The 13,408-nt window shown below is 39.9% G+C and carries 6 protein-coding genes; 5 read left to right on the plus strand and 1 reads right to left on the minus strand.

Translation table 11 applies throughout. The annotated features are described in order from the left end of the window. Positions 1-35 precede the first annotated feature (35 nt). The 5 genes from A9267_RS16255 to A9267_RS16275 all read left to right on the plus strand — a co-directional run bounded on the left by A9267_RS16255 (position 36) and on the right by A9267_RS16275 (position 12,598). On the plus strand, positions 36-5,915 hold the full coding sequence (locus tag A9267_RS16255) for a response regulator (RefSeq protein ID WP_065109916.1): 5,880 nt from the start codon (positions 36-38) through the stop codon (positions 5,913-5,915). A 32-nt stretch (positions 5,916-5,947) separates the two neighbouring features. Continuing rightward, positions 5,948-7,039 (plus strand): HD-GYP domain-containing protein, encoded by a 1,092-nt coding sequence (locus A9267_RS16260; protein WP_065109917.1) that lies wholly within the window; start codon positions 5,948-5,950, stop codon positions 7,037-7,039. Positions 7,040-7,205: 166 nt separating this feature from the next. After that, entirely contained in the window at positions 7,206-8,741 is a 1,536-nt protein-coding gene (locus A9267_RS16265; RefSeq protein ID WP_082972426.1) for an ATP-binding response regulator, read from the plus strand. A 168-nt stretch (positions 8,742-8,909) separates the two neighbouring features. Then, positions 8,910-11,096: an OsmC domain/YcaO domain-containing protein gene (locus A9267_RS16270; RefSeq protein WP_065109918.1), complete on the plus strand. Its 2,187-nt coding sequence runs from the start codon at positions 8,910-8,912 to the stop codon at positions 11,094-11,096. Positions 11,097-11,605: 509 nt separating this feature from the next. Next, a complete protein-coding gene (locus A9267_RS16275; protein ID WP_156669185.1) occupies positions 11,606-12,598 on the plus strand; it encodes a hypothetical protein in 993 nt (330 codons plus the stop codon). A 151-nt stretch (positions 12,599-12,749) separates the two neighbouring features. Here the strand turns inward: A9267_RS16275 and A9267_RS16280 are convergent, their stop codons facing one another. Next, entirely contained in the window at positions 12,750-13,238 is a 489-nt protein-coding gene (locus tag A9267_RS16280) for a TFIIB-type zinc ribbon-containing protein (protein WP_065109920.1), read from the minus strand. Positions 13,239-13,408: the final 170 nt, after the last annotated feature.

Raw genomic sequence — 13,408 nt, forward strand, 5'->3', positions numbered from 1 at the left:
AAGTGTGGTATTTTTTGATGTAAGGATGCATTACTATGCCCTCAGGCAATCTTTCTACTTCTTCATTCCGTTTGTTATTGATTGTATTGGCGGCTGCTTTTTTATGCCTATATCTCCCTTCATCAACGGCTGAGCCCGCTCCTACTGCTTACAAGCATTTATCTGAAGCCGAAATTAAAAGTCTCACTACAGAATTACAATACTATGACGAGATTTTGACATCGTCAGTATTAAGCTATGCATTTTCGGGAGATGAAAAATGGTTAAGTCGTTATCATGAATATGAGCCTAAACTAACAACACTTATTAGTACCTTATTGTCTAGGCAACATGTTGATGACAAAGTACTGATTGAGAAACTTGAACAAACCAATGAACAGTTAATTATCCTTGAAAACCGCACCTTATCGCTGATTAAAAACGATAATCGTAAACAAGCGATGGATATCATTAATAGTGATATTTATCACGAGCTAAAACAAGACTACCTTGAATTATTGTTTGAATTTGCAGATAAAATCATATTGCGTTCTTCTGCGAATGAGCTTGTTATTAAACAGGTTGAAAAAGTCGGCTTAACAGCTGAAGAGCAACAATGGATCAAAGATAATAAAGTGGTTATAGCCATTGATGATTGGCCACCTATGCTCTTTATGCAGGAAGATGGAAAGATAGGCGGTTTCGCAGGGGCTGTTGTCAATAAAATTGTCAATAAGACAGGTTTGCAGCTTGAAGTGGTTGAAGGCGAGTGGAATAGCAACATTGAAGCATTCAATCGTGGAGAAATAGACTTAATCCCTGACGCCTATATGGAAGAAGCTCGGAAAGAGTTTGGCTATTACACCACGCCGTTTTTTTTAGTTAGGGAACTGTTTCATGTAAAAGCAGATAACCTTCGATTTAAAAATAGTATCGATTTAGCCACCGCAAAGATTGCCATACCAAAGGGTTATACTTCAATCAGAAAGTTGCAGAACTTTTACCCTAAAATGATCATTGTCGAAACCGCCAGTATGCAAGACTCTATTGAACGGGTCATATCTGGAGAAGTCGATGCCCTGCTAGATTCAGAAATTGCGATACAACATTCACTTAAGCAAGATGAACTGAGCTCATTAATAAGGGCAATCGATGAAGATATTTTTCCACCAACCTCGGTTCACTTATACAGCAACATACAGCATCCCATTCTACATTCGATACTACAAAAAGGCTTAAATTCACTTAAATTACGTGACTTGATGTTAACTAAAAATGATTGGTTATCCAGCAATGTATCGACGACTGAAGACTCGGAGCCCCAAATCATTTACTCATTTCTCACGGGTATTTTGGTTGTCATAGGCTTGTTTGTGCTAGGAATGTTGGTTAGTTCAAGAATTTTAAAAACGAGTGATAGTGATTTAGCGAATAAATTTGGCTCTAATAGCTTTAAGCGTTCAGTCTTGATTGGTTTAAGCATATTAGCGCTGATTTTATTAATGCTTATTGCGATTATCACCCAATATACGGAACACAAAAATCGTGGAGAAGTTGAGTACAATTTACACACCTTGCTTACTTCCACTCATCAGCGGTTATTTTACTGGGTTGACTACGAATTAGATGGTTTAGAGCAAGTGGCTCGTAATAAAGAGCTGGTCAAAATGGTGGAACAGTTGTTGGTGATCCCACGTGACCGTGATGCGTTATTAGAGTCGCCCATTCAATCAAAAATTAGACAGTTTTTCAGTGATAGAGAAGGCGAACCAGGCTCTTATGGTTTCTTTATCATCTCCCCCAATATGGTGAATTTATCATCTCGACGTAATTCTAATATTGGCGACATTAACCTTATTAACCAACATCACCCTGAATTACTCAATAAAGTGCTTGCTGGTGAAAGCGTCTTTATTCCACCTATTCGATCTGATGTGTATTTTTCTGAAAGTGTTGAGAGCAAAGTTGATGATAAACCCACGACGATGTTTTTTGCATCCCCAGTCGTTGATAGTAATAACCAAGTTATTGCCATTTTAACTAAGCGAATCAACTTTAATGGTGTTTTCTCATCAATTTTGTCTGCTGGGTTTATTGGTCATAGTGGTGAAATTTATGCTGTCGATAAAGCTGGGTTATTACTCTCTAACGTGCGTTTTGAAAGCCAGCTGCGTGACATTGGATTAATTGATCAAAATCAAGATGCCTCGCTTAATATTCGTGTTGCCAATCCTGGTGTTAATTTACTTAGAGCAAACAACATTATTCCGCCCAATCCCGACTGGGAATTGACAGAAATGGCGCAAGGTATTAGCAACAAAACATCTGGGAAGAACCTTGATGGATATAATGATTATCGAGGTGTAAAAGTCATTGGTAGTTGGCTATGGGATGAGAGGCTATCGATGGGCTTAGCGGCTGAAGTTGATGTTGAAGAGTCTTTTGCACTTATCAATACCTTCAAGAGAACCGTGTGGTCTGTGGTGTTTATTTCATTGGCTTTAATGCTCGGTAGTACCTTGTTTACCTTAAGAGTCGGTACACGAGCGACAAGGGCATTAACTCGTTCAAGAAAAGAACTTGAATTGTTAGTCCATGATCGCACTAAAGCGTTGGAAGTCTCAATGCAGCGAACTCGCACCATTATTGATAATGCCTCTGACGGAATCATTGTGGTAAATACATTAGGTGTAATTGAAGAGTTTAGTCCAGCCGCTGAGGCAATATTTGGTTATCGCTCTGATGAAGTGATTAATACTAATATCGACCAATTGATACAACCGGCATTTCACAGCCACTACTTGCTGAATAAAGCGAGCAGCGGTGATACTTCAGTATTTGAACTAACAGGTCTTCGCCAAAATGGCCAAGAGATTACGGTTGAGGTCGCTGTTGGTGAAGCGGTGATTGATCAAGAGCAGATGTTCACCGGTATTGTGAGGGATACCACTGAGCGTAAGGAAGCAGAAGATGCATTGAAAAACGCGATGCAAAAAGCTGAACAGGCAACAAGCTCACTTGCTGAGCAAATGAAATTACAGCAAATATTGATTGATACCGTTCCTCTGCCATTATTTTATAAAGATGCTGAGGGGAGATTCTTAGGTTTTAATAAAGCCTATGAAGAGACCTTCAATGTTAAAGCTAAAGAGCTAGTAGGACTTAAAGTCGCTGATTTAACTTATTTAAGTGCAGATGATCGCAAGTTATATCAAGCGGAAGATACTGACGTCATTTGCAATCAAACGACGTTAAAGAAAGAAATGCGCATTCCATTTGGTGATGGGAAAGTCCATGACACTCTCTATTGGGTGACAGGGTTTAAGGACAGCAATGATAAGCCTGCTGGTTTAGTCGGTAACTTCATTGATATAACCGATGAGAAAGAAAATGCCCGCCAGTTAGAAGACGCGGTTAAAATTGCTGATGAAGCGACTAAAGCTAAAAGTGACTTTTTAGCGAATATGAGTCACGAAATTCGCACACCGATGAATGCCATTATCGGTATGAGTTATTTAACTCAACAAACCGATCTTACCCGCAAGCAATCAGACTATGTTGCCAAAATTCAAAATTCGGCCGAATCACTATTAGGTATCATTAATGATATTTTGGACTTCTCAAAAATCGAGGCCGGTAAACTTGATCTTGAAGTGATCCCGTTTAATTTAAACGATAGCTTTGACAGCCTAGTGCAGATGATTTCTCATAAAATCCAACAAAAAGGCCTTGAGTTATTAATCGATATTGAGCCGAATATGCCCACTGGCCTTAAAGGTGATCCATTGAGGTTAGGCCAAATACTGTTAAACCTTGCCAATAATGCTATGAAGTTTACTGAACGAGGTGAAATTATTGTCAGTGCTCGTTTGGTTGAACAATTTGATGATGTTGTCACTGTTGAATTCTCTGTCAAAGACACGGGGATTGGAATGACACCCGAGCAGCAGTCGCGACTATTCCAGTCATTCAGTCAAGCAGATGCTTCTACAACCCGTAAGTATGGCGGCACAGGACTGGGGTTAACTATCTGTAAAACCTTAACTGAAATGATGGGTGGCGCTATTGGGGTGAAAAGTGAAGCTGGAAAAGGCAGTACATTTTTCTTCACTGCAACCTTTGAACCGACTGATGAAGCTAATATTGAGCAGTCAGTATCAAGTAAAAGTTTATTGAATTTACCTGTTTTAGTGGTTGATGACAGCGTAGCAGCGAGAGAGATTTTGTTTTCCTTGTCTGAAAGCCTTGGCTTTTTACCTGATGTGGCTGCATCAGGAACTGAAGCAATTGAGAAAATCAAAATAGCAGATGAGCAAGGTAAACCCTATCAGTTGATATTGGCAGATTGGAAAATGCCTAGTATGGATGGGGTTGAACTGTGTCAACTTATCCGTGAAGATGCGATGTTGTCAGAACAACCTAAACTTGTGATTGTGACTGCATACGACCGTGATGAAATGCTTAAAAAAGCCAGTGATGTTGGTATTGATAGTGCGATTACTAAGCCGGTAAGCGCCTCAACATTATTGGATACCGTATTGAGTGTCATGGGGAAAACTGCGGCAATAAAGTCTACCAGTAATCATAATAAAATGGATGTATCTGCGGCGAAAGATATCGTCGGTGCTCACGTATTATTGGTTGAGGATAATGACATAAATCAGGAGATCGCCACAGAACTGTTGCATATGGCAGGCTTGAAAGTGTCATGTGCGTGTAATGGTGAAATCGCGGTGAATATGGCGCTTGAACACGAATATGCTGCAATATTGATGGACATTCAAATGCCAGTGATGGATGGCTATGAGGCAACCAGAACCATTAGACAACATGCCCATATGCAATCTATACCTATTATTGCTATGACAGCAAATGCGATGAGCGGCGATAGAGAAAAATGTGAGGCTGCAGGTATGAATGATCATATACCTAAGCCAATTAATCCTCAGCAAGTTTACCAAACATTAGCCAAATGGATTGAGCCAACAGGGCTCACTTTAGATGAGTCTTCACAAGAAGAACCGCAAGCGCAATCAAAGGTTCCAGCGTTAATATTGCCTGATTTTGATGTTGAAACTGCTCTTGGTCGAATGTCAGGTAACGTAAAAGCTTACCGAAAAATGCTCGCTAAAGTGGCGGCCTCAGAATCAGATGCAATTGAGCGGGTAAAACAAGCCATTGCAGCCAAAGATATCACCACAGCGATTATTGCCATTCACACTGTAAAGGGAGTGGCGGGTAATGTTGGGGCTAATTTTGTCGTGCCTTTAGCCGCTAAATTAGAAGCTGCACTGAACGAGCAAAAACAAGCTGGTGAATGTGTGGAATCTGAGGTCATTATTCAACTGTTTAATGAATGCAGCACTCAAATCGACAAAATGGTGACTCAGATTGAGCATGATATGGCACATGCCAATCAGCAAGATGCAGAGCAAGCTTCCCCCTTACTAGGAGACAATTGGCCAAGCCAAGCGGTTTTTTTAACCCAAGTAGAGGCGCTCAGTGAGCAAATCGATATGATGGATAGCACTGCTGTGGACAGTATTGAAGAGGTGCTTAATGGCCTTAAAGGGATGAAGCAAGATCTTGGGCAAGCACTCTATGAGGCATTATCTGAATATGATTTTGATGCAGCAGAAGTTTTATTGCCACAGTTTAAAGAGCAAGTTATTAATTCATTAGGTGCAGCCTCCCATAGCGAAAGTCAGCTTTTTATCAGTGATGAAGATTTGCTGGTAAAACTGGGTTCGATTTCCGAGCAAATTGACGATTTTGATTCAACAGTAGGGGACAGTGTCGAACTGTTACTTGAGCAAACCATTACCCCTGAACTAAACGGACTATTAGAGGCGCTGTTAGTCACACTCAGCGAATACGATTTTGATGCTGCGTCAGAACAACTTAAACATATTTTGGTGACAGTTAAAGGGACTTAGTGCCCATGAATAAGTATAAATAAGGATATAAAATGGTTGATTCAAAGAAAGCGACGATTCTGGCTATTGATGATACTGCGACTAATATCGAAGTGGTTAAAGGTGTATTGTCAGATGACTACTTAATCCAAGCAGCCCTTAGCGGCAAAGTTGCGTTAAAGATTATTGATAAGCGTAAACCTGACTTAATTTTACTGGATGTGATGATGCCCCAAATGGATGGGTATGAAGTATGTCAGTATCTTAAGTCTCAAGATGAGACCAAAGATATCCCTATTATATTTTTGACCGCCAAAGTACAGGAAGAGGATGAAACCAAAGGGTTAGCCTTAGGTGCGGTGGATTATATTACTAAGCCCATTAGCCCGGCGATTTTAAAAGAACGGGTTAAAAACCACTTATTATTGAAAGCATCTCGTGATTTAGTTGAACGTCAAAATGAAATTCTAGAAGAGCGAGTGATTGAGCGAACCAAGCAGCTTGCTGAGATTCAAGATGTGGCAATGGTGGCAATGGGAGCGCTAGCTGAGTCTCGTGATCCTGAAACAGGAAATCATATTAGGCGAACACAGCATTATGTAAAAGCCTTAGCTATTGCGATGGCTAAAACCCCAGATTTTAAGGATATCTTAACCCCAGAAATCATCACTGCAATGTATAAGTCAGCACCACTTCACGATATTGGTAAAGTCGGTATTCAAGACAGTATTTTACTGAAGCCTGGTAAGCTTACTGATGAAGAATTCGACATAATGAAAAAGCATACCACCTTCGGTCGAGATGCACTGAATGCAGCTGAAAAGTCGATGGATATTGCAGATAACTTTCTTATTTTTGCCAAAGAGATTGCCTATTATCATCATGAAAAGTGGGATGGCTCAGGTTATCCCGAAGGTTTGGCTGGCGAAAATATCCCGCTTTCTGCAAGACTGATGGCCATTGCCGATGTATACGATGCACTCATTTGTAAACGTGTTTATAAGCCTGCATTTAGCCATGAAAAAGCCGTGAGTATTATTAGTGAAGGCAAAGGGTCTCATTTTGATCCTCTGATGGTTGATTGCTTCATGGAGATCACACAAGAGTTTGATGATATTGCTCAAAAGTTTTTAGATGAAGAATAAGACCCGCCGTCGCAAGAGTAAAAGCAAGAGACTTTATTAATACCAAGTGCATGTGATTTAGATAGACGCTATTACAGAACGTATGGACACTATTACAGAACGTATGGGCAGTGGGGCTCGCTTATTTAGGCCTTTATAATAATAGAAAGTGTTGGAGAGTATAACTGTGCAGCCATTTCAACTTGTAAATCAGTACGCTGATAAAACGGTACTCATCGTTGATGATTTTCCTGCGATGTTAAAGACTGTTGGAAGTATGCTTATTTCTGTAGGGTTTAAAAAAGTACACAAAGCTGCACATGGTAAGGAAGCATTACAGATATTAGAAGTTGAGCGGGTTGATTTAATTATTTCAGATTGGAATATGCCCAAGATGACTGGCATTGAGCTGTTGAGAGCGGTTAGAGAAAGCGAACAAGCATTTTCAACCGTGCCATTTATGATGCTCACCGCCAATGTCAATCAAGATGATGTTAGAGAAGCGGTCAATCTCGGTGTTAGTGAATACTTGATAAAGCCTTTTAATCAAACCACGCTTAAAAATAAGATAGCCAATGCGTTTAATCCTTCACTTCGTAAAATACAAACTCAGACCAAGCCATTAAGTAGTGATACTAAAACACCGAGCCGCTCACCGGCATCGATTCTAATTGTTGATGATAATACGACCAATGTTGCCGTTCTGACTGAATTATTGAAGAGTACCTATAAATTAAAAGCCTGTTTGTCAGGTGAAAAAGCGCTAGAGATATGTCAAAAAGAGGCTAAACCCGATCTTATTTTGCTGGATATTATGATGCCGGATATTGATGGGTTAAGTGTGTGCAAACAACTTAAGTCCGATCCGTTAACAGAACATATTCCGGTGATATTTATCTCAGCATTATCTCAAGATAAAGATGTCATAAAAGGCTTAAATCTTGGTGCTGTCGATTACATCACTAAACCGATTTCCCCAGAAATTACTAAAGCCAGAATTGCGACCCATATTCGCTTGGTTGAGCAACGACAGGATATGGTTCAACAGCTTGATACCATGATTGAAAATGTACGCTTAAAAGATGAAATCGACAGGATTGTTAATCATGATTTCAAAGGGCCTTTATCCACCATTATCGCTGCAACTGAGATGATTGACCAAAAGAATGTTGGCTGCGATGAAGAAGTACAAATCTTGCAAAGTAGTGTGTTATTTATCGAGAAAATGGTCGATGACAATATGTTGGTTCACCACCTTGAAAAAGACAGTACTAAGATTCAGCTAAGCCCACAAAATGCGCAGCAACTTTTGCATGAAATCATGGTTGGTTTAAAGAAAAAGCTAACGACAAATCAACAAGTATTATCTGTTGATATTCCAGCTGATTTGCAGTTTGTTGGGGATAAAACCATCAGCTTTAATTTATTCCATAATTTACTAGTAAATGCAGTTGAAGCCGCACCTGAAGGAAGCGAAATTCAGGTAACTCAAATTGCTGACGCTCAGTGGGTTAAATTTAATATTCACAATGAAGGTGAAATTCCGCAATCAATTCAACAGACATTTTTTAATAAGTATGTGACTTCAGGAAAAGCAAACGGTACAGGAATAGGCACCTACTCAGCGTTACTTTCTGCTAAAGCACAGGGAGGGGATATTCGTTTTTCTTCTGATGCTAGCCGTGGCACGACGTTAAGTGTCAAACTTAAACGGGCAACATAATGTTTATTTATAACGTTAATTCGTTTTGTTTGCTGCATTTGCTACTATTTTTTAATTAATCCAAGACTAATGGAGCAAAAACACCGATAATTCACCCCATTCGATAGATAGGCGCGATCGTTAGCGCTGATTTAAACATATTAGCTAAGCAAGTTGTGGGTGTATTCAATGGAAATCAAAGTTAACTTTCTCGATAACTTAAGGCTCGAAGCCAAGTTTGACGATTTTACGGTGACGGCCGATCAACCTATCCGCTATAAAGGGGATGGCTCTGCGCCAAGTCCGTTTGATTACTTCCTTGCATCATCTGCGTTATGTGCGGCTTACTTCATCAAGGTTTATTGTAAAGCCCGCGATATTCCGACCGATAATATTCGCCTATCGCAAAACAACATTGTTGACCCTGAAGATCGTTATAACCAGATTTTTCAAATTCAAGTTGAACTCCCTGATGATATCTCAGAGAAAGATCGCACAGGCATATTGCGTTCCATTGACCGCTGTACGGTAAAAAAGGTCGTGCAAACAGGCCCTGAATTTAAAATTGAAACGGTTGAAAATCTCGATAGTGATGCCAATGCGATGTTAATGGGCCAGCCAGATGGTGATGACTCTACCTACATTTTAGGTAAAGACTTACCGCTTGAAGAAACCATCAAAAACATGACGGGTATGCTCGCTGATCTTGGAATGAAAATCGAAATTTCATCGTGGCGTAACATTGTCCCTAACGTGTGGTCTTTGCATATTCGTGATGCTGCATCACCGATGTGTTTTACCAATGGTAAAGGCGCGACGAAAGAAAGTGCATTATGTTCAGCGTTAGGTGAGTTCATTGAACGTTTGAACAATAACTTCTTTTATAACGATCAGTTTTTTGGCAACGAGATCGCTAATAGCGAATTTGTGCATTATCCCAATGAAAAGTGGTTTGAACTCGAAGAAGACGATGCTTTGCCTAGTGGCATGCTCGATGAATATACCCTTGAGATATATAACCCAGATGATGAACTCCACGGCTCACATCTAATAGACACTAACTCGGGCAATATTGAGCGCGGTATTTGCACCATTCCTTACACACGTCACAGTGATGGTGAAACGGTCTATTTCCCATCAAACTTGATTGAAAACTTATTTTTAAGCAATGGCATGAGTGCGGGCAATAACCTGCAAGAAGCGCAAGTGCAGTGTTTATCTGAAATCTTTGAAAGAGCCATTAAACGCCAAATCATTGAGCAAGAAATTGTCCTTCCTGACGTGCCAATGGCCGTATTAGAAAAGTATCCAAGCATTCTTGCGGGTATTAAAGGGTTAGAAGAACAAGGTTTCCCAGTTGTGGTAAAAGATGCCTCACTTGGTGGTGAATTCCCAGTGATGTGCGTGACCTTAATGAACCCTAAAACAGGCGGCGTATTTGCCTCATTTGGCGCACACCCAAGCTTTGAAGTGGCATTAGAGCGCAGCCTTACTGAGTTACTGCAAGGCCGCAGCTTTGAAGGCTTAAATGATGTGCCAAAGCCGACATTTAACAGCATGGCAGTGAGTGAACCTGAAAACTTTGTTGAGCACTTTATTGACTCAACCGGCGTGGTTTCATGGCGCTTCTTTAGCAGTAACTCTGATTATGAGTTCTGTGAGTGGGATTTCTCTGGTACATCGGAAGAAGAAGCCAACGGCTTATTCGGCATCTTAGAAGCATTAGGTAAAGAGGTGTATACCGCTGAGTTTAATCAATTAGGTGCATCGGCTTGTCGTATGTTGGTACCTGACTTTTCAGAAGTGTACCCAGTGGAAGACTTGATTTGGGACAACACTAATAAAGCGCTGGATTACCGTGAAGACATTTTAAATCTGCATTCTTTATCAGATGAAGAATTAGTGGATTTAGTTAATCGTTTAGATGAAAGCCAGCAAGATAACTACACTGATATCCGTACCATGATTGGTATCGTATTTGACGAAAATACCGTCTGGGGACAGTTGACGATTATTGAGCTTAAAATCTTAATTTATCTAGCACTAGGCGCACATGACGAGGCGCTTGAGTTAGTCGAAGACTTCTTACAGTTTAACGATAACACGGTAGAGCGCGGCTTATTTTACCAAGCCGTGAATGCGGTATTAGAAGTTGAATTAGATGAAGATCTTGAGCTGGAACATTTTATTCATAACTTTACTCGCATGTTCGGTGAAGAAGTGATGCAGAATGTGGTTGGCAGCGTAACAGGCGAAGTCAAATTTTACGGCCTAACCAAAACCAGCATGAATCTTGAAGGCATTGAGCCTCATTTACGTTTGATTGAAAGCTATAAGAAGCTGCATCAAGCGCGTAAATTGGCTGCTAAGTTATAAGCTCAACGCTGCTTAATAATGCTAAATCGCGTTTTATTGAAATGAATTTAATGCCCGTTAGTGACTCACTAATGGGCATTTTTATTGTTATTTTATCAAGTTATTGCTTCATTAATTTTCAGCATTCATTTCATTTGATTTCAGTTCAGTTCAGCTCAGCTCAGTTCATTCCCTTGCACTAACAAAAGCACTCTTTATCGTCAAAGCACTACTTATTCCCAAAGTACTATTTATGATGATTTACATCGCGTTGCGGTAATGTTCGTGTGTGCTTTGAAGTTGTAACCTTGTTGTTCGACCATAGTGATTGCACAAATATACAATTGTTTGAGTAAGGTTTGCTGGTGGGTGTTATTTGATGGTTATGTTGATATTTTCTCTTTGTTTTTGTAACTAAGCTGTTGAATAAGAATGTTTTTAGCGGTTTTAGGCTTGTTTGTCTTTCAGGTTGATTAACATGATGAGAAATAACAATAAACTCAAAATATTTCTTTCAGAGTGACATGATAATGACAAAGATAAAAGTGACGATGTTAGCTGCTTCAGTAGTGTTTTTACTGGGTTGTGATGATGTTGATATCAATAATAGCTACATTCAAAAAAGTCTAACCGCATCAAATGGCGCTTTATACGATCAAAACACCGCCTTTGAAGGTCGTGCGTATATGGACTACGACTTGCCAAGTATTAGTCCTCGTTTAGGCTATTGCTTCAATGGAAGCCTTGCTGTGCAAGTGTGTGCAGAGACATCATTTGATGGCCGACTAGGGTACGATGAGGATTGGGTAGAAAACTATCAGGCGCTTGATTTAGATAATAAAACCGTGCGTTTTAAAACCTTCAATGAAGCCACAAATCCTGAACAAGATTTGATCCCACTGATTATTAATAAAGGCTATTCCTATAACAGTGACTGGGAAAGCCGATTAATTGATTCTGCAAAACGTATTGAAAGCACAATTGGTCAGCGGATTTTTCAACGTGAAATACTGTATGTCGATATTCATGTAGAGGATGAATTCGCTGTTAGCCGAGATGATTTATATAACGGCAGCTATGTGACGAATGACAGTAAGTTGAGTGCTGATGGTGTTGCCACCTCTTATAAACAACTGATTAAAGAGAATCCACATGTTGCAGGTGGCATTATTATGTCTGTTGGCTCCAATGTGGTTTACAAAAACTGTGGTGATTCTAAAGGCTCGGTGAGCTATGCACCTAAAACAAACTACATTCCATCACAAGTCATAGACTCAGAGGGGTATTTGAGTAATGAAGGCTTTGTGTGGGTCAATTTAGGCGTAGTATCGGGCACGTGTAATAACCTGAATAATGTCAGTAATAGCATTATTGATCATGAGTTGGGGCACTTGATCGGCCTTGCCGATCATTTTGAAGATTATGGTCATGGCGCAGCTTGGGGGGATGGAGCCAAAGCAGTGCTTAAAGCGTTATACAACAATCCGCTCGGCACGCCTTATGACTTAATTGAAAAACCATAAAACTGATATCATATCAATGTGAGTCACTAACAGTGTCGGCTGTAGTAACTTGTTGATTATGAGTTGATTTTGTCACTGACTTACATTAAAAAGCGAACCTCATGGTTCGCTTTTTAAGTTTATAGAAATTCGTCGGTATCACGAATATTTTTTAAAAAACGCTTATAAAGAATCGTTGTAACTTTTGAGCTAATGCGTCTTTTTGTTGTATTTTCATATCATGGCTTTTCTGAATATTAGTCTCTAGCATAGCAAGAACAAAATCTTTGCCAGCTTTGTCTCGATCCTGTTGATTAGGGAAGAGCTCCCTAATTTTTGCGAGTTCATTATAGTCAAACCACATCCCCCCACAGCCAGGACATTCATCCACTTCTACTTGATTTTTCGGACTGTAAAAATATCGGCGCATGACGATATCGGGACATTTCGGGCAATTAATTCTTTGGCTATAATCTATTGCAGATGGGGTAAATTGAGATAAATGCTCTACCAGCACCGAACCGCGCTTTTCATGTTCTTCGTCAAAATGCATCAGCTCATAATTGTCAAAAAAGACACCACCAGAGGCTTTGGAAAACTCGACCGTTATACCGCCGACTTTGATAGGTGTTAGTTCAGACGCCGTTCTTGGGCATTTCATGTCGTTACTCCTTTAACTGCTAGGTTTATATGCTTCATTATAAAGATTAATTTGCTGTTAAGTTACTTTTAATGGGTGTATTGGTAAAGCTTTAAAATAGAGTTAGGTTTAGTCAATTGATTACGAAGGCAGTTAAGGGGCTCAGGGTTAGTCAACTGCCAAGAGAGGTA

The sequence above is a fragment of the Shewanella sp. UCD-FRSSP16_17 genome (assembly GCF_001675935.1).
GTDB classification, from domain to species: domain Bacteria; phylum Pseudomonadota; class Gammaproteobacteria; order Enterobacterales; family Shewanellaceae; genus Shewanella; species Shewanella japonica.